The sequence below is a fragment of the Streptomyces apricus genome, from assembly GCF_008369065.1.
Classification (GTDB): Bacteria; Actinomycetota; Actinomycetes; order Streptomycetales; family Streptomycetaceae; genus Streptomyces; species Streptomyces apricus.
The window spans coordinates 214285-231486 of the sequence record NZ_VDFC01000015.1; the positions used below are offsets into that span (position 1 = coordinate 214285).

The window sequence follows — 17202 nt, forward strand, 5'->3', positions numbered from 1 at the left end:
CGTGACGAACGCATCGGGCGGGCGCGGCCGCAGGACCTGGAGCAGGTTCGGCGACGTACGGCGCAGGCCGACCCCCTACGAGGTGGTCACCGGCGGGTTCCACTACCACTTCCGGCGCGATCCGGTCCCGTTCGAGATGGACCCCGAGTGGACGCTGAACAAGTGGTACCTCGCGCACCGCGAGGGATCGCCCTTCCAGGTGGCCGACTGGGAGGACTTCCGCGACCCCGCCGCACTGACCTACCGCGACTACGTGGCGCTCCAGCACGACCGCGAGGTCTACCTGGACGCCCTCGTCGACCGGCACGAGGAGAGCGGGTCCGCGGCCGCGCTCGACCCCGGCTGGGTGGACACGCTGCGGACGCTGTTCGTCCCCCTGCGCTTCCCGCTGCACGTCCTGCAGATGACCGCCCTGTACGTCGGGCAGATGGCCCCCTCCTCCTACATCACCAACTGCGCCCACTTCCAGGCCGCCGACGAGCTGCGCCGCATCCAGCGGATCGCCTACTGGACCAGGGTGCTGGCCGACGCCCACGGCGAGGACCTGGCCCGGACCGCCACCGCCCGCGGCGCCTGGGAGGACGGCCCCGCCTGGCAGCCGCTGCGCCGGGCCCTGGAGAACCTCCTGATCGCCTACGACTGGGGCGAGGCGTTCACCGCGCTCAACCTCGCGGTCAAACCCGCGCTTGACGTCCTCGTCGACGAGGTGTTCGGCCACCTGGCCGAGGCCAACGGGGACGGCTTCCTCACCGAGCTGTGCACCGAGTTCGGCAGGGACGCCCGCCGCAGCCGGGAGTGGACCCGCGCCCTGACCGGCTACGCGGTCGAACGGGAACCGGCCCTGACCGGCGTGCTCGACGGCTGGGTGGCGACCTGGCGGCCCCGCGCCGACCGGGCGGTCGAGGCCCTCGCGGACCTGTTCACCACGGCACCCCGCCCCCTCACCCCCACCGAGGTCACCACGCGCGTGCACGACACCCACGACGCGTTCCTCGCGGCTGCCCACGGCCGCTGAATATTCGGTGGCACGCGCACGCGTGCGCCCCTAGGGTGAGTGCTGCTCCACGCGGTGGCCCGTCGGCCCCCGCCGTCGGCCGGACGAGAACAGGAGGTGTGAACGATGGCTGTCTTTGAGATGGGCGCTGCCCGCATCCGGAAGTTCATCGAATCCACCTCCGTGGTCTCCGGCTGACCTCTCACCTTCCGCGCCAGTGGGCGCGGTGCCGGGGCCACCCTTCGAAGGGTCACCCCTTGTCTTTCTCTTCTTCGTCTCCCTCTTCGTCTCCTTCCGCTTCTCCTTCCGCTTCTCCGGCCTCCGCCGCCGGTTCCGCGGCCCATCCGCTCGCGCCCTACGGCTGGGACGAGGCGTGGGCCGCCGCGTTCGCCCCGCACCTCGACCGCGGCCTCGTACCGGGGCGGGTCGTGCGGGTCGACCGCGGGCAGTGCGACGTGGTCACCGCCGGCGGACTCGTGCGGGTCGACACCGAGTTCGTCACCCCGAACGACCCACTGCGGGTCATCTGCACCGGTGACTGGGCCGTAGTCGACGCCGGCGGGGACCCCCGCTACGTACGGGAGTACCTGCCGCGCCGCACCGCCTTCGTGCGGTCCACCTCCTCCAAGAGGTCGGAGGGCCAGATCCTCGCCGCCAACGTGGACTTCGCGATCATCGCGGTGTCCCTGGCCGTGGAGCTCGACCTCGGCCGCATCGAGCGGTTCCTGGCCCTGGCCTGGGAGTCCGGGGCGCAGCCGCTGGTCGTGCTGACCAAGGCCGACCTGGTACCGGACGCGACGGGCCTCGGCTACCTCGTGCAGGACGTGGAGACCGCGGCGCCGGGCGTCCAGGTGCTGCCGGTCAGCGCCACCGACGGCGACGGCCTCGACGTGCTCGGCGCCCTCGTGTCCGGCGGTACGTCCGTGCTGCTCGGGCAGTCGGGCGCGGGCAAGTCGACGCTCGCGAACGCGCTGCTCGGCGAGGACGTGCTGACCGTGCAGGCGGCCCGCGACGTCGACGGCAAGGGCCGGCACACGACGACGACCCGCAACCTGCTCGTCCTGCCCGGCGGCGGCGTCCTGATCGACACCCCCGGCCTGCGCGGCGTCGGGCTCTTCGACGCCGGCAGCGGGGTCGGGCAGGTGTTCGCCGAGATCGAGGAACTGGCCCGTGACTGCCGGTTCCTGGACTGCGCGCACGTGGCCGAACCGGGCTGCGCGGTGCTGGCCGCGCTGGACTCGGGCGAGCTTCCGGAGCGGCGGCTGGAGAGCTACCGCAAGCTCCTGCGCGAGAACCAGCGGATCGTCGCCAAGACCGACGCGCGCGTCCGCTCCGAACTGCGCAAGGAGTGGAAGCGCCGGGGCGCCGAGGGGCGGGCCGCGATGGAGGCCAAGCGCGGTACCCGGGCCTGGCGCTGAGTCCCCGGGGAGTGCGGGAGCGGGATCAGTCCCGCTCCCGCACTCCCGTTCCGGGCCCGGCCCCGCTCACTCCTCCAGACCCCAGCTGTGGATCCGCCGCGGACGGATGCGGATCAGCTCCTCGCTGAAGTGCGGGCCCAGGTCGTGGGGCCCGGTCAGCAGTTCGGCGTCCCCACGGATGTCCACCCCGCGCACCTTCCAGGGACGGACGCTGACGACGTCGTCGACCACCAGGGCGACCTTCGGATTCTTCTGGAGGTTGCGCCACTTCTTGGTGGTCCCCATCGCATAACCGCCGATGAGGATGGTCCCGTCGTCCTGCGGATGGAAACCGACGGGGTTCGCCTGCGGCTGCCCGTGCGGGTCGACGGTGGCGAGGCGCCCCAGCCGCTGGGATCTCAGGTACGCCTGTTCGGATTCACTGAATGCGGTCATAACCGCAGCCAAACACGTCGTCCGCGCCCCGCGCACCGGATCCTGTCCCAGGGTCCCAGGACCCGCACCCACCCGTATCCACCCGTCCCCCCGGGATCCGTCGGCGGAAGGCAGCAGCACATGGTCGTGGTCGAGGCCGGACGAAGAGACGCCGGACGGGCCCTGGCCGTCGTGGCCGGGGCCCTCGCCCTCACCCTCACCGGCACGGCCGCGACCCACGCGGGCCCCGAGCGCCCGGACCCGCGGGCCGCCCCCGCGTACTGGACCGGCACCTGGGAGGCCGCCGCCTCCGGCACCGCCGCCCCGCTCCCCGGCGCCTCGGTCCGCAACGTCGTGCACACGAGCGCGGGCGGCACGGCCGTGCGCGTACGCGTCTCCAACCGGCTCGGCACCCTGCCGCTGGTGCTCGGCGCCGCCACCGTGGCCCGGCAGGAGCCGAACGCGCCCAGGAGCGCGAACGCCCTGCGCGGCACGATGCGCACGCTCACCTTCGGCGGCCGCGAGAAGGTCACCGTGCCGGCCGGCGAGGACGTCGTCAGCGACGCCGTCACCCTGCGCGTGCCCGCCGCCGCGAACCTCCTCGTCAGCCTCCACACCCCCGGCGACTCCGGCCCCGCGACCTACCACCGCGACGCGCTGCGGACCGGCTTCGTCGCCATGAACGGCAACCGCACGGCGGACCCGGGCGGCGGGGCGTACAGGGCCACGACCGGCTCCTGGTACTACGTCACCGGTGTCGACGTACGCCGTCCGCAGGCCGAGAGGGGGGCGGGCGCCGTCGTCGCGCTCGGCGACTCCCTCACCGACGGCTCCGGTTCGACGCCGAACACCGACCGCCGCTGGCCCGACCGGCTCGCCGAGCGGCTGCGCGCCCTGCCCGCCGCGCGCCGGGCGGGTGTCCTGAACGCGGGCGTCGCCGGCAACCGGCTGCTGCGCGAGGGCCGCGGGCCCAGCGCCCTGGCCCGGTTCGACGCCGACGTGCTTTCCCGGACCGGGGTGCGCACGCTGATCGTGCTGGAGGGGATCAACGACATCAAGGGCACCCCGGAACAGACCGACCCCGCCGCCCTCGGCGCCGCGTACCGCGAGCTCGTGCGGCGCGCCCACGCCCGCGGGATCCGGGTGGTCGGCGCCACCCTCACCCCGTTCGGCGGGCACGGCAGCCACACGGAGGCCCGGGAGCGCGTACGCCGCTCGGTCAACCGGCTCATCCGCACCGGGGGCCTGTTCGACGCGGTCGCCGACTTCGACGCCGTCGTCCGCGACCCGCTGCGGCCCGAGCGCATGCGGCCCGCCTACGATCCCGGCGACCACCTGCACTTCAACGACGCGGGCATGCGGGCGCTGGCCGACAGCATCGACCTCGACGACCTGGACCTCGGCAGGTGACGCCCCCACGGCCGACAGCGGGTGTCCTGCGGCCGGTCAGCCCCAGATCACCGCGCCCAGCCAGGCCCCCGCGACCAGCAGGCAGGCGATCAGCTCCACCAGCACGCCCGGGCCGCCCAGGCGCGGCACCGGGCACACCGGGACCGCTGCCTCCCGGTGCCCGCCGAGCCGCAGCCGCCACCGGACGGCCTGCGCGACCAGCAGGGTGGCGGTGGCCGCCGCCAGCACCCCCCAGGAGAGCGCGCGGGGCTCCTCGAACGCCCACCACAGGACCGCGGCCCACACGAGCCACGACCCCGGCGCGCCGGGTACCAGCACTCCGGCCAGGCCGAGCAGCAGCACCACCCCGACCAGCAGGAGTTCCCACGCTCCCATCCGACCAGGGTGCCCGAGGACGGGCGCGGCCGCAGGTCAGGCCTGCGGGCCCCGGGCCACCCAGCCCTTCTCGTACGTGTGCCAGCCGAGCTGGAGCCGGGTCGTCACGCCCGTCAGCTCCATCAGCCGCTTCACCCGGCGCTGCACGGTCCGCAGGCCCAGGTCGAGCTGTTTGGCGACGCTGGCGTCGGTGAGCCCGGCGAGGAGCAGGGAGAGGATCTCCAGGTCGGTGCCGTCGGGCCCGTCCCGCTCCTCCTCGACGACCGCGCCCGGATCGTCCGGCGTGCCCAGGCGCAGCGGCAGGGCGTCCCGCCACACCGACTCGAACAGGCCCGACAGGGATTCGAGCAGACCGCTCGCGTGCACGACGAGGGCGGCGGGCTCCGGCGTCTGCGAGGCCGTCAGCGGCACCATGGCGAGGACCCGGTCGGCGATGACCAGCTTGGTCGGCACGGTGTCCACGACCCGTACCCGCTCGTCACGGCCGAGCGCCGCGGAGAGCTCGGCGACACCGTCCGGCAGGTGCAGGACCGGGCGTTCGACCACCACGCGGTAGCGGACGCCCCGGCCCACGGCCTGCTCCTCCGCGTCGTTGTCCGCCCCGGACACGGCGACGGGATCGCCCGTGACCAGGGCGCACACCTCCTCGCTCGCCCCGAGCTGGAGCTGCAGGAACCGCTGGGCCACCGCGGCGGCGCCGGTCACCACCTCGACCAGGTCGTGCGCGGCGGGCTCGGCGGCCTGCGCGCGGTACTCCTCGGCGAGCAGCGCGGCCGTCAGCTCCGCCTGCTCCAGCTCGTGGCGCCGCTGGGTGAGCAGCGCGCCGAGCGCGACCCCGGGCGGGGCGGCTACCCACCGGCCGGGCCGGGCCGACGACTGGGCCGCGAGCCCGTGCCGTTCCAGCCCGCGCAGGGCGCGCTCGGTGTCGTGCTCGCCGCGCGCGAGCCGCCGCGCGAGATCGGGCACGTCGACCGCGCCCACGGACACCAGCGCGCGATACGCCGACTCGTGCGTGTCGTCCAGCCCCAGCGCCGTCAGACCTGTCGCTGCCGGCATGCGGCGACCCCCTCCCCGGAAGACCGTCCGTGGCGGAAAACGGCCACGGCGTAAAACCGCCTCGGCACATCATCGCTGCTGGGTCCTGGTCTCTGCCAAGGTGGCGCCGGGGCGGACGACGCCACCGGGCCCGGCGCGGCCCGTCGAGGACCGGCGCGGACCGGCCAATCCCTCCCGTTCGTCCACTTCGGCGGATGAACGGAGCGGTAGGMGGAACCCGCCCCGGGACCGGCCGGGACGCCGCGCGTCCGGCCGGCCCGACCGTGACGCGGGCCCGTGCGCGGGCCGGAGCCCCGTCACACCGGCGCCGCCGGGCGGTTCTCCCGTGGGGGGTGGGATCGCCCGGCGGTCCCGCCCGGCCGGTTTTTTCCGATGCCCCGTTTCCGGCGGCCCGCAACGGTGACAATCAGGGACATGAGCCAGCAGGGGGAGAGGCCGACCGGTCATCAGGACGACTGGTGGGGACAGCTGTACGACGACTCCACGGGAGACACGGGCCCCACACCGGACCCCGACTCCCTGGACGACCGCTTCACCTCAGCGACGAACACCCTGGACACCCCTCAGGAGAACCCAGGGGTGCCCCGTCAGGGCCGCGGGGAACAGGAGGCTCCCCCTGAGCCCCGTCAGGGGCGCGGGGAACTGCGCGGGCAACCCCCACGACCCGCACGCGACGAACAGCCCGGCGGGACGCCCGAGACGGCGGTCCCCGATCAGCCGGCGGTGCCCCGTCAGGGGCGCGGGGAACTGCGCGAGCAACCCCCACGCTTCCGGGCCTCCGTCGCCCGTCCGGGCGACACGCTCCTCCTGTGCAGCAACGGACTCGCCGAGCCCCTGCGCGGCGAGCCCCGCCTGGTCGAACACCTCACCGCCCGCTGGTCACCGGCGCTGTCGGGCTCACCGGACGGTCCGCCCGGCCTCGCCGCGTTCCTCGCCGACACCACGGTCCGGGTCAAGGGATACGCCGACGACCGCACGGCCGCCGCCGTTTGGGAGGCGTAACCGCGTCCGCTGTGAACAGATGGGACCTGAGGGAATCCCATGACGGCGAACGACAGCAAAGGGCGTGTGACCCATGGCCAAGCAGAACGTCGCCGAGCAGTTCGTCGACATCCTCGTCCGCGCGGGCGTCAAACGCATGTACGGGGTCGTCGGCGACAGCCTCAACCCGGTGGTCGACGCCGTCCGCCGCAGCTCCGCCATCGACTGGATCCACGTCCGGCACGAGGAGACGGCGGCCTTCGCCGCGGGCGCCGAGGCCCAGGTCACCGGCGCGCTGGGCTCGTGCGCGGGCTCCTGCGGCCCGGGCAACCTGCACCTCATCAACGGCCTGTACGACGCCCACCGCTCCATGGCCCCCGTCCTCGCCCTCGCCTCGCACATCCCCTCCAGCGAGATCGGCCTCGGGTTCTTCCAGGAGACCCACCCCGACCAGCTGTTCCGCGAGTGCAGCCACTACAGCGAGATGATCTCCAGCCCCCGGCAGATGCCGCGGCTGCTGCAGACCGCCATCCAGCACGCGGTCGGCCAGGGCGGCGTGAGCGTGGTGACGCTGCCGGGCGACATCGCCGACGAGCCCGCTCCGGACGGGGCGGCCGAGACCGCCCTCGTCACCTCGCGTCCCACCGTGCGTCCCGGTGACACCGAGATCGACGCGCTCGCCGCGATGATCGACGAGGCCGACAGGGTCACCCTCTTCTGCGGCAGCGGCACCGCGGGCGCGCACGCCGAGGTCATGGCGTTCGCCGAGAAGATCAAGTCCCCGGTCGGGCACGCCCTGCGCGGCAAGGAGTGGATCCAGTACGACAACCCGTACGACGTCGGCATGAGCGGGCTCCTCGGGTACGGCGCCGCCTACGAGGCCACCCACGAGTGCGACCTGCTGATCCTGCTCGGCACCGACTTCCCGTACAACGCCTTCCTGCCCGACGACGTCAAGATCGTCCAGGTCGACGTGCGGCCCGAGCGCCTGGGCCGGCGCTCCAAGCTGGACCTCGCGGTGTGGGGCGACGTGAAGGAGACCCTGCGCTGCCTCACCCCGAAGGTGAGCCCCAAGGGCGACCGCCGCTTCCTCGACAAGATGCTGAAGAAACACGCCGACGCCCTCGAAGGGGTCGTCAAGGCCTACACCCGCAAGGTCGACAAGCACGTCCCGATCCACCCGGAGTACGTGGCCTCCGTACTCGACGAACTCGCCGCCGACGACGCCGTGTTCACGGTCGACACCGGTATGTGCAACGTCTGGGCGGCCCGCTACATCTCGCCCAACGGCCGCCGCCGCATCATCGGCTCCTTCTCGCACGGCTCGATGGCCAACGCGCTGCCGCAGGCCATCGGCGCCCAGTTCACCGACCGCGGCCGGCAGGTCGTCTCGATGTCGGGCGACGGCGGATTCGCCATGCTGATGGGCGACTTCCTCACCCTCGTCCAGTACGACCTGCCGGTGAAGGTCGTCCTCTTCAACAACTCCTCGCTCGGCATGGTCGAGCTGGAGATGCTGGTCGCGGGACTGCCCTCGTGCGGGACGGCCAACACGAATCCCGACTTCGCCGCCGTCGCCCGGGCCTGCGGCGCCTACGGCGTGCGCGTCGAGAAGCCCAAGGAGCTCGCGGGCGCACTCAAGGACGCCTTCCGGCACAAGGGCCCGGCGCTCGTCGACGTCGTCACCGACCCGAACGCCCTGTCCATCCCGCCGAAGATCAGCAAGGAGATGGTCACCGGCTTCGCCCTGTCGGCGTCGAAGATCGTGCTCGACGGGGGAGTGGGCCGCATGCTCCAGATGGCCCGCTCCAACCTCCGCAACGTGCCCCGGCCGTAAGCGGGTGCGGGGTTCACGGGGCCGTCAGCCGGCGGGGACCCAGCGGCGCTCCGCGCCCTCCGTGCCGTACCAGTAGCGCGGCAGGCCCCCGATGGCGCTCGTGCGGAACGGGCTGCCGCGGTCGTCGATGCGGACCGTGCCGGTGCGGCCCTCGGAGGACCAGTCGAGTTCGAGGTACCAGGAGCAGCCGCAGGTCTGCGTCCGCGCGGTGACCAGCAGCACCTCCGGGTCCGTCGCGGAGACCCGGTAGGGCATGCGCACCGCCGGGATCGGGGTACCGGCGTCGTTGCCGGGGACCGAGCGGGCGATCGGCCGGTCCTTGTCCAGGTCCACGGCGAAGGAGCGCGGGGTGATCGAGCCGCCGCAGCCGTGGTCCATGGCGTAGACGGTGCCGGGGACGGGCGCGGTGCGGCCGGTCACCCGGACCCGCAGCGCCGTCAGGACGACGGCGGTGGAGCTCCGGCCCTGCACCGAGATCTCCACGTTGGTGTCCCGCCCGTGCACGGCACCCTGGGTCGCCGCCCAGGTCCCGGCGTCCTGCGGGGCCGGGGGCGGCGGGACCTCGGAGGGGTCCTTGCGGATGACGTAGTCGTGGCCGCAACCGAGGTTCCAGGCCTGCGAGTTCGCCGTCCAGGTGAGCGGTGGGGCGGCGGATCCGCCACCGTTCGCCTTCGTGTTCCCCGAGCCCCCGGAGCTCCCCGCGCCCTTCGAGCCCTTCGCCCCCTCAGAGCCCTGAGATCTTTTCGCGTCCTCCGGGGGCGTGCCGCTCCCGGAGACCCCGGCGGTGGAGTCATCGGCCGGGGGCGAGCCGGTCCTGCCGGCGGAGGGGTTCGCCGGCGGGCGGGGCCGGGTGGCCGGGGGGTCCGTCGCCGTGGACGGGCCGACGGTCCGGGAGGCGCCGTCGGACGACCCGCCGAGGGAGAGGGCCGACAGCGCGCCCAGCGTGACGATCAGCGCGGAGGCCGCGGCGACGGTGACGGTCAGCCGCCGGCGGTACCAGGCGGCCCCGCCGACCCGCGGACCGTCGTCGGGGGCGTCGGGGGTCTCGGGGACTTCGGTGGTTTCGGCGGCTTCCGGGGCCGCGGAGGTCTCAGGTGCCTCGGCGACCCCCGGGGTCTCGGAGGTCTCGGGGACCTCGGGCGCCGGGCTCTCCGAGGGGGGCGCCTGGGTACGGGGTCGCTGCCGGGCCGCGACCGCCAGGATCCAGCGGCGGTGCAGTTCGAGCCGTTCCTCCGGTGTCGCCCCGCACAGCACGGCGAACCGTTCCACCGGGGCGAAGTCGACCGGTACCGCGTCACCGGCGCAGTAGCGGTGCAGTGTCGAGGTGTTCATGCTCACCCGGCGGGCCAGCGCGCCGTAACTGCGGTCCGTCCGCCCCTTCAGACGTCTCAGCAGTGCCGCGAACTCCTCGACGTCGTCGTCCCGAGTCGACACCGTTCCCCCGTACTCGTCGTCGTCCCGGCCCGCAGGGCCGTGTCCCGTCCCGGAAGAGCATCCCAGGCACTCCCTGTACCTGCACGTCAGGAGGGATGGGATGGTTCCATCGCCGGGGAAACGGCCTCGCCGGTTGCGCAGGGCCCGAGTGACGGCTGATGCTTCTGGTGTCGCACCGACCGCCGCCGGGCCGACCGGCCGGCGGCAGCCCACGACGGGCGTCCGCGGCGGCACCCACACCCATGCACCTGCGCACGGCCCCGCCGTGCCCGCAGTCCGGCATGCACGCGGAACGTCAGGCACACAGCCCGTCATACACACAGTCGTACAAGCAAACCGTCATACAAACAGGCACGCAGACCGTCGTACAGACAGAACGTGCAACACGCAGAACCAGGGGGACACCCGATGACCAAGCACACGCGGACCGTGGCGCTCACCATCCTCACCACCCTCGCCGCCTCGGCCCTCGCCGTGGGCACGGCCCTCGCCGGCCCGGCCGGCGCCACGACGAACGCCACGACGGACGTTCCGGCGAAGGCCGCCGCGATCGTCACGGCGAAGGCCGCGGCGCCCAAGTTCCTGTCGGCCTCCCAGCTGCCCCCGCACCCCACGTCCGCCTGGACCGCGGGCAAGGTCACGCCCGGCGTCCCCGACGAGCTGGTGTTCTGCCTCCAGGACGTGCTGCCGGGCTACGACTCCTCCTACCGGGACTTCCGGACCGACCTGGAGACCAACGCCCAGCAGCTCACCTTCGTGGTCGGCAGCAACGTCAAGGCCGATGCCCTGGCCACACGGCTGAACAAGGAGATCCGGGCCTGCGCCGCCAGGGCCGAGCAGAGCGACCCCGAGGTCGAGGCCGCGTACAAGGACTACGGCACGCTGCCCGTCGAGGAGGGCGCCCGGGTCCACGGGCTGCACACCGGGACCTCCTGGGGAGCGAGTGACATCGCCCTCTACTCGGTGGGCCGGGACGGCCGCACCGTCACCGTCGTCCGGTGGGCGCAGCTGGGCGGCTTCGCCGACGCGCCCGTGAAGGCCTTCAAGAAGACGACGACCACGGCGGTCGACAAGCTCCGCTGACCGGCGCACGAGCCGGGGCCGCCCTCACGCCACGGGGGTCGAGAGGGCGGCCCCACCCTTGCTGCACACCGCCACCACCGCCACCACCGTCACCAGCGCCGTCACCGCCGTCACCACGACGACGGCCTCACGGCCACGGCCCGCGGCCGGCCCGCCGACCGACTCGCGTACGGCCGGTGCGGCAGACGGGGGTCGGCGGACGGGGCGAGCGCCGGCACTCGTCCCGCGCACAGGCGTCCCAAGCCCTGGGGGGTTCACCACGGCCGGTTCGCCGCCGTCCCGCACGGCAGTTGTCCCGGGCCGTCTGCTGCGCGGACCGAACCGTCCCGTGCCGGGCCCGCGACCGGCACGGCGCGGCGCGGAACGAGGGACCGGCCGGACCGCACCGCCGGACCCGGCGCCCCACCCCCGCGCAGGCGCTGCGGGCGCCAAGCGGAACCCGTACGTCGAGCAGGGCTTTCCCGGACCGCCGGGGCGGGGAGCCGCACGACGGACCACCGTACGGCCCCCGTCCCACGGCAGCACGGCGGGCCGGCCAGGGCCCCGCGGCCCGCCGCCCGCAGGGCCTCCCGCGACGTCGCGCGGGGGCGTCCCGCCGCTGGACGGCCGCCCCCGGCACAGGACAACGACGCGCCCATGAACCGCAGTTGAGGATCCCGCATGACTGCCGCCGTCGCGGGCGGGGCATGCATCCCCGTGAACGTGTTCGAGCAGGAGGGGTACCGACGCACGGCGGGGGCCATGAACAGGTATGCACGAGGAGGCGGTCCCGTTTTATCCGGGGCCTCCTCGGCGGAGACGGTGAAGACGGCCACGGCCGTGGAGGACACGGCACACGACACGCCAGACCAGCAGGACTCCTCGCACCTGAGGCGCAGGCTGCCGCGCTGCGACCTGCGGGCGGTGCCCGAGATCCGCAGGGCGATGCGGGACCTGCTCGCCCAGTGGGGGAGGCCCGGCAGGTCCGAGACCGCGGAGCTGCTGACGAGCGAGATCGTGACCAACGCGCTCGTCCACACCGACCGGGAGGCGGTGGTGACAGCCACCGTCGGTCCGCGCGGACTGCACGTGGAGGTACGGGACTTCGAGGCACGCAGGCCGCGGCTGCGGGTGCCCGACGTACGGGACGGCACGCACGGCAGGGGCCTGGTCCTGGTGCAGTCGCTGGCGGACGCCTGGGGCGTACGCGTGCACGGCGTGGGGAAGGCGGTGTGGTTCGAACTGGACGGGGGCGCGGCATGAACTGCCGCGCCCCCGTCCGGAGTCGGACCGTCGTGCGGCCCGGGTCCGGCTCAGCCGAACTGCTGCTCCAGGTCCTTCAGCTTGCGCTCAAGCGAGTCGAGCCGGGGAAGGGCCATTGTGTCGTCCTCCGCGGTGAGGTCGACCGGCGCCGACTCACCGTTGCGGCGGACGGGCTGCAACGAGGGTCGGGCGGCGCGCTGGGGCAGTTCCGGCGTTGATATGGCAGGCTCCGCGGCGGCCTGCGGGGCCGCCTGGGCCGGCTGGAGTTCCGCCTGACGCCCGCCGCGGCCGATCATGCCGCGGTGGCCGCGGGTGATCGCCTTGATGCGGGCGCGGTCGAGCTTCTCCTGGTCGCGGCGGCGGAGCCGGTTCTGCTCCCGCTCCCGCTTGTCCTCACGCACTTCCTCGACGGCCTCGTCCAGGCTGCGCACGTTCTCCAGCAGCATCAGCGACCAGGCGCCGTAGGTCTCACGCGGGGCACGCAGCCACCGTACGATCCGGATCTGCGGCAGCGGCCGGGGCACCAGGCCCTGCTCGCGCAGGGCGGCGCGGCGGGTCTGCTTCAGCGCGCGGTCGAACAGCACTGCGGCCGACAGGGACATGCCGGCGAAGAAGTGGGGGGCGCCCGCGTGGCCCATGCCCCGGGGGGCGTGCACCCAGTTGAACCAGGCGGCGGCAGCGGCGAACGTCCACACGAGTATGCGGGAGCCGAGCGCGGCGTCACCGTGGCTGGCCTCGCGCACCGCGAGCACGGAGCAGAACATGGCCGCGCCGTCCAGGCCGAACGGCACCAGGTACTGCCAGCCGCCGGACAGGTTCAGGTTCTGCTCGCCGAAGCCGACCAGGCCGTGGAAGGAGAGTGCGGCGGCGACCGCGGCGCAGCAGAAGAGCAGCACGTAGGAGGCGGTGCCGTAGACGGCCTCCTTGCGCCTGCGGCGTTCCTCCGAGCGCTCCCACGAGTCTTCTGTCTGGCTCTTCTCCCCGGCGCGCTTGCCACGCGCGAGCACCGCAACCGCCGCCAGCAGGCCCAGGAGCAGCACGGCGCCGGGTAGCAGCCAGTTCAGCGATATGTCGGTCAGTCTCATCTGGGGTCCCTTGCATTGGGATAGGGCGTAACGCCCGTCATAGTGGCCCAATCCCGTGGGTCCTCAGGGGGTTTCGGGGCAAGAGGCCGCCAAGAGAGTGCAAGGGGATGCGCGTGGGCGGCATTCTCCTCGAACTGCCGCTTGAGGAGCGAGAGTTGAGTTCGATTTACATTACCCTTACGGGTGGTTCCACGGAAAGTTCTTGTGACGGGTGAGGGTTTTGTGAAGCAGTCGTTATCCGGGCGGCCGCTTCCGCGGCCAAGGTGCCCGGAGCGACGCCGAGTTGATCTTACGTGATGTTTATGGGGTGCCCGGAGCGGGGCTCAGGCCGCGGACCGGACCGTCGTCCCGGCCGCTTCGGCGACCTCGGCCGCCGCGGCTGCCCGGGCCGCTTCGGCTGCTTCAGCCGCCGCGGCGGCTTCGGCGGCTGCGGTGGCTTCGGCCGCCTGGGCCGTCAGCTTGGCGATGCGGGTGGCCTCGGAGTTGCGCGGGCAGTTGGCGCAGGTGTCCTCGGCGTCGAGGGTGTAGTAGAAGCAGCAGCTGGCCCGGTCGCGGGTCGGCAGGCAGGCGCCGTTCGGGCCGGTCACCTCGCGGAAGCCGGCCGTGCCGACGTACGGCAGGGTGGTGCCGGGGAACAGCCGTTCCAGTTCGGCCGTCGCGCGCTGCTGCTCGCCCATGAGGCCGGCCACGTAGTGGAGGCTCTCGACGACCTCGTCGGTCACCAGGGCCCACAGGGCGCGGCCCCGGCGCCGCGTCCGCGGACCGAACCCGTCCAGGACCGGCTGGAGGTGCTCGGCCACGGCGGCCCGTACCTCCGCGCGCAGGGCCTCCTCGTCCGGGACGACGCGGGCGCCGGGCAGCGCGGCCGCCGGATCACCGGGCAGGCAGGCGAACTCGCCCACCCGTACCGCGATGCGGCCGGGCATGCGTTCGAAGGTCACGTTCTCTACGGGGAAGCGCGGGACGCGGCGCAGCACGAACCACGGCACCGTGATCAGCAGACAGGCCGGCCAGGCGTACCGGTGCAGCCCGAAGCCGGCTATCACGTCCGGGCGGCCCCGGCGGCCGTGGTCGGCCAGCACCTGCTCGTCGTCCCAGGCGAGGAAGGCGTCGAGGTCGGCGCCCGCCTCCGCGAGCCGTGCGACGGGGAACCGCCCGTCGCCCGTGGGGGCCGGTTCGCCCGGGGCGAGCTCCGTCACCCCCAGGGCCGGGAACACCTCGGTCATCCGCGCGTACGCCTCGGTGAGGGGCGAGTACGGAGCCGCGTGCGCGACGGCACGGAGCGCGGTCTCGGCCGGGGCGGGAGCGGGCATGCGGGGGCTCCGTTCGTGATCATCGACCAGGTAAGGCTTACCTTACCCGATAGGGACGAGGTGCTCCGGCGAGCCCGGCACGCGCGGCGCGCCCGGTGGCCCGGACGGTCCCGGTGGGCTGGCGGCGTCGTACGGGCTCCAGGTGCCCGAGGCGCGTACCGCGCCCTCGGTCGCACCCGCTTCCGCCCCCGTACCCACCTCCGTCCCTCTGGCCGGTCCCGCCTTCGCCTCCGCGGCTCCCAGGCCCGTGATCCAGCGGGCCTCCGTCCGCGGGCAGGTGCTCGACGCCCTCCGGTCCGCCCTCGTCGCGGGCGATCTGGCCCCCGGTGAGGTCTACTCCGCCCCGGCGCTGGGCGAGCGCTTCGGCGTCTCGGCGACCCCGGTGCGCGAGGCCATGCAGCAGCTCGCGACCGAGGGCGCGGTGGAGGTCGTGCCCAACCGCGGCTTCCGGGTCATACGGCGCGGTGCCCGCGAACTGGCCGAGCTCGCCGAGATCAGGGGGCTCGTCGAGATGCCGGTGATGCTGCGGCTGACCCGTACGGTGGCCGCCCCCTGCTGGGCGGAGCTGCGTCCGCTCGCCGAGGCGACCATGGCGGCGGCGTCCACCGGTGACCACGCGCGCTACGCCGAGTCCGACCGCGTCTTCCACGCCGCGGTCCTCGCCCTCTCCGGCAACCGCCAGCTGGTGCAGCTCGCGGACGACCTGCACCGCCGGGCCCAGTGGCCCCTGGCCGGCGCCCCCGCCCGCCGTACCCGCGCCGACCTCCTCGCGGACGCCGCCCAGCACACGGCCCTCCTCGACGCCCTGGCCGCCGAGGACGTCGCCACCGCCGAGTCGCTCGTGCGCAAGCACTTCGCGACCGGCTGACGGCACCGGGCGGCCCGGACCCGTACGGCCCGACCCGCACCCGAGCCCGTGAGGTTCGGGTCGCCCCCGTACCCGTACCCGGAGGGTTCAGGCCGTGGCCGCCGGTGGGGCCAGCTGGTCCGCCAGCCAGGTCGGGACGCCGCCGAGGAGGCGGAACAGCCGGGCCGCCTCCGCCCGCAGGCGCGACGCCTCCGGCTCCGTCTCCGCGTCGGCCAGGGACACCAGCGCCGGGGCCGTACCGACCAGGTAGCCCAACTCCTCGCGGATCCGCAGGGATTCGCCGAAGCCGTGCCGGGCATCCGCCAACTCGCCCTCGCGTAGGGCGAGTCCGGCCAGATGGCGCCAGGTGAAGGAGAGGAGCAGCGGGTCGTCGTGCGCGGTGGCGCCCGCGTGGGCGCGGCGGTAGGCGGCACGCGCCGACTGCGGGGAGTGCGCCAGGTTCTCCGCGAGCAGCCCGCGCCGGAAGTCCAGCAGCGCCCGGCCCCGCGCGTCCGGCGGGATCAGGGCCGCGGCCCGTCCGAGCGCGGCCCGCGCCTCGTCGGCGCGGTCCCGCACCGTGAGCAGCGTGGAGGCGTACGCGAGTTGCCCCCGCTCGCACGCGGCCGCCCCGCGCTCGTCGTCGCTCCGGGCCAGCGCCTCCGCCGTGCGCAGCGCGTCCTCCGCCTCCGCCCAGCCCTGCTCGGTGTAGAGGCACCGCTCGACGAGGAGCGAGGCCCGCTGCAGGGCGGCGGCCGCCGTGCGCGGTTCGAGGAGCGCCGCCGCGTCGACCCAGCAGGCGCGCGAGCGCAACCGCCATATCGCGGTCTGGAGGGGATCGTCTCCTGAAGTCGTTCCGTGACCAGACATGGCGGAATGCGCCACGTTGCCCTCCCCGAGCACACCATTGAGCTGTTGAGTGGTGGCGGCATCTCAGCACGAATCATCGCGCCCGGCCAAGGGGGTGGGTGAAGGATTTCACAAAGTCGTGGGACGGAGCGCGGGGGGAGATCGCGGGGCGGGAACGGCACCCGGTGCCGCCCCGGAGGCCCGGCCGGGCCGGGCACCTGGGACGACGCCGCGCGCACCCCCTTGACCTCAGCTCATCCGCAGCGCCAGGAAGAAGTCCAGCTTGTCTTCGAGCCGGGACAGGTCCCGGCCCGTCAACTGCTCGATACGCCCGACCCGGTAGCGCAGTGTGTTGACGTGCAGGTGCAGCCGGGCCGCGCACCGGGTCCAGGAGCCGTCGCTGTCGAGGAACGCCTCCAGGGTCGGGATCAGCTCGGCGCGGTGCCGGTGGTCGTACTCGCGCAGCGGGTCCAGCAGCCGGGCCGTGAAGGCGCGGCGCACGTCGTCCGGCACGAACGGCAGCAGCAGGACGTGGGACGCCAGCTCCTGATGGCCCGCCGCGCACACCCGCCCGGGCCGCGCCGCGGCCACCCGGCGCGCGTGCCGGGCCTCCTCCAGCGCGCCGCGCAGCCCTTCCGCCGAGTGCACGGCCGCGCTGACGCCGAGCGTGAGCCGCCCGTCGCCGTCGAGCCCCGCCGACAGCGGCTCGCGCACCGCCTCCAGGATCGCGTCGGCGAGCAGTCCGGTCTCCGAGCCGTCGTGCTCGGAGGAGACGGCCGGCAGCGGTACGAGCGCGACGGCCTCGTCACCGAGGTGGGCGACCGCGATCCGGTCGGACGGCTCGGGTCCCGACGACAGCGGGTCGAC

16 protein-coding genes are annotated in these 17202 nt (G+C 74.0%); 8 read left to right on the forward strand and 8 right to left on the reverse strand.

Annotated features, from left to right (window positions below; translation table 11 throughout):
* Position 1 precedes the first annotated feature (1 nt).
* Together FGF04_RS05975 and rsgA are read left to right on the forward strand one after the other, a co-directional pair.
* Complete coding sequence (locus tag FGF04_RS05975; RefSeq protein WP_149510168.1) at positions 2 to 1015, forward strand: ferritin family protein; 1014 nt, start codon at positions 2 to 4, stop codon at positions 1013 to 1015.
* A gap of 236 nt (positions 1016 to 1251) precedes the next feature.
* Positions 1252 to 2412: a ribosome small subunit-dependent GTPase A gene (gene rsgA, locus FGF04_RS05980; RefSeq protein WP_149510169.1), complete on the forward strand. Its 1161-nt coding sequence runs from the start codon at positions 1252 to 1254 to the stop codon at positions 2410 to 2412.
* A 66-nt stretch (positions 2413 to 2478) separates the two neighbouring features.
* Here the strand turns inward: rsgA and FGF04_RS05985 are convergent, their stop codons facing one another.
* Positions 2479 to 2847, reverse strand: coding sequence for a PPOX class F420-dependent oxidoreductase (locus tag FGF04_RS05985; protein WP_149510170.1), 369 nt, complete (start codon positions 2845 to 2847; stop codon positions 2479 to 2481).
* A gap of 120 nt (positions 2848 to 2967) precedes the next feature.
* On the opposite strand from FGF04_RS05985, the gene FGF04_RS05990 reads away from it, so the two are divergent.
* Positions 2968 to 4236 carry an SGNH/GDSL hydrolase family protein gene (locus FGF04_RS05990; RefSeq protein ID WP_149510171.1) on the forward strand — a complete coding sequence of 423 codons (1269 nt, stop codon included), beginning with the start codon at positions 2968 to 2970 and terminating at the stop codon, positions 4234 to 4236.
* Between the two features lie 36 nt (positions 4237 to 4272).
* Here the strand turns inward: FGF04_RS05990 and FGF04_RS05995 are convergent, their stop codons facing one another.
* Entirely contained in the window at positions 4273 to 4611 is a 339-nt protein-coding gene (locus FGF04_RS05995; protein WP_149510172.1) for a DUF456 family protein, read from the reverse strand.
* Positions 4612 to 4647: 36 nt separating this feature from the next.
* A complete protein-coding gene (locus FGF04_RS06000; protein WP_149510173.1) occupies positions 4648 to 5667 on the reverse strand; it encodes a helix-turn-helix transcriptional regulator in 1020 nt (339 codons plus the stop codon).
* 414 nt (positions 5668 to 6081) lie between these two features.
* Between FGF04_RS06000 and FGF04_RS41995 the strand changes: the two genes are divergently transcribed.
* On the forward strand, positions 6082 to 6669 hold the full coding sequence (locus FGF04_RS41995) for a protein phosphatase 2C domain-containing protein (protein ID WP_149510174.1): 588 nt from the start codon (positions 6082 to 6084) through the stop codon (positions 6667 to 6669).
* Positions 6670 to 6742: 73 nt separating this feature from the next.
* The gene (locus FGF04_RS06010) at positions 6743 to 8485 is read left to right on the forward strand and encodes a pyruvate dehydrogenase (protein WP_149510175.1); all 1743 of its coding nucleotides are present in this window, start codon (positions 6743 to 6745) and stop codon (positions 8483 to 8485) included.
* A gap of 24 nt (positions 8486 to 8509) precedes the next feature.
* Here the strand turns inward: FGF04_RS06010 and FGF04_RS06015 are convergent, their stop codons facing one another.
* Positions 8510 to 9919: a helix-turn-helix domain-containing protein gene (locus tag FGF04_RS06015; RefSeq protein WP_235882201.1), complete on the reverse strand. Its 1410-nt coding sequence runs from the start codon at positions 9917 to 9919 to the stop codon at positions 8510 to 8512.
* Positions 9920 to 10327: 408 nt separating this feature from the next.
* Here FGF04_RS06015 and FGF04_RS06020 point away from each other — a divergent pair, with 408 nt between their 5' ends.
* Together FGF04_RS06020 and FGF04_RS06025 are read left to right on the forward strand one after the other, a co-directional pair.
* Complete coding sequence (locus tag FGF04_RS06020) at positions 10328 to 11002, forward strand: hypothetical protein (protein ID WP_149510177.1); 675 nt, start codon at positions 10328 to 10330, stop codon at positions 11000 to 11002.
* A gap of 741 nt (positions 11003 to 11743) precedes the next feature.
* Positions 11744 to 12244 carry an ATP-binding protein gene (locus tag FGF04_RS06025; protein WP_149510225.1) on the forward strand — a complete coding sequence of 167 codons (501 nt, stop codon included), beginning with the start codon at positions 11744 to 11746 and terminating at the stop codon, positions 12242 to 12244.
* A 50-nt stretch (positions 12245 to 12294) separates the two neighbouring features.
* On the opposite strand, the gene FGF04_RS06030 is transcribed toward FGF04_RS06025, so the two are convergent.
* A complete protein-coding gene (locus tag FGF04_RS06030) occupies positions 12295 to 13329 on the reverse strand; it encodes a DUF2637 domain-containing protein (protein ID WP_149510178.1) in 1035 nt (344 codons plus the stop codon).
* Positions 13330 to 13652: 323 nt separating this feature from the next.
* Positions 13653 to 14642 carry a (2Fe-2S)-binding protein gene (locus FGF04_RS06035; RefSeq protein WP_149510179.1) on the reverse strand — a complete coding sequence of 330 codons (990 nt, stop codon included), beginning with the start codon at positions 14640 to 14642 and terminating at the stop codon, positions 13653 to 13655.
* Positions 14643 to 14784: 142 nt separating this feature from the next.
* On the opposite strand from FGF04_RS06035, the gene FGF04_RS06040 reads away from it, so the two are divergent.
* Entirely contained in the window at positions 14785 to 15510 is a 726-nt protein-coding gene (locus tag FGF04_RS06040; RefSeq protein WP_235882202.1) for a GntR family transcriptional regulator, read from the forward strand.
* 87 nt (positions 15511 to 15597) lie between these two features.
* Here FGF04_RS06040 and FGF04_RS06045 read toward each other — a convergent pair whose 3' ends face one another.
* Positions 15598 to 16356, reverse strand: coding sequence for a hypothetical protein (locus tag FGF04_RS06045; protein ID WP_235882203.1), 759 nt, complete (start codon positions 16354 to 16356; stop codon positions 15598 to 15600).
* Between the two features lie 228 nt (positions 16357 to 16584).
* Positions 16585 to 17202 (reverse strand): PucR family transcriptional regulator (locus FGF04_RS06050; protein WP_188113978.1); only part of this gene is annotated, 618 nt, incomplete at its 5' end.

Bases quoted from the DNA above. Each gene is read 5' to 3' on its own strand.
- FGF04_RS05985 (WP_149510170.1), bottom strand. From the start codon at position 2,847: ATGACCGCATTCAGTGAATCCGAACAGGCGTACCTGAGATCCCAGCGG.
- FGF04_RS05990 (WP_149510171.1), top strand. From the start codon at position 2,968: ATGGTCGTGGTCGAGGCCGGACGAAGAGACGCCGGACGGGCCCTGGCC.
- FGF04_RS05995 (WP_149510172.1), bottom strand. From the start codon at position 4,611: ATGGGAGCGTGGGAACTCCTGCTGGTCGGGGTGGTGCTGCTGCTCGGC.
- FGF04_RS06000 (WP_149510173.1), bottom strand. From the start codon at position 5,667: ATGCCGGCAGCGACAGGTCTGACGGCGCTGGGGCTGGACGACACGCAC.
- FGF04_RS41995 (WP_149510174.1), top strand. From the start codon at position 6,082: ATGAGCCAGCAGGGGGAGAGGCCGACCGGTCATCAGGACGACTGGTGG.
- FGF04_RS06010 (WP_149510175.1), top strand. From the start codon at position 6,743: ATGGCCAAGCAGAACGTCGCCGAGCAGTTCGTCGACATCCTCGTCCGC.
- FGF04_RS06020 (WP_149510177.1), top strand. From the start codon at position 10,328: ATGACCAAGCACACGCGGACCGTGGCGCTCACCATCCTCACCACCCTC.
- FGF04_RS06025 (WP_149510225.1), top strand. From the start codon at position 11,744: ATGAACAGGTATGCACGAGGAGGCGGTCCCGTTTTATCCGGGGCCTCC.
- FGF04_RS06030 (WP_149510178.1), bottom strand. From the start codon at position 13,329: ATGAGACTGACCGACATATCGCTGAACTGGCTGCTACCCGGCGCCGTG.
- FGF04_RS06035 (WP_149510179.1), bottom strand. From the start codon at position 14,642: ATGCCCGCTCCCGCCCCGGCCGAGACCGCGCTCCGTGCCGTCGCGCAC.
- FGF04_RS06045 (WP_235882203.1), bottom strand. From the start codon at position 16,356: ATGTCTGGTCACGGAACGACTTCAGGAGACGATCCCCTCCAGACCGCG.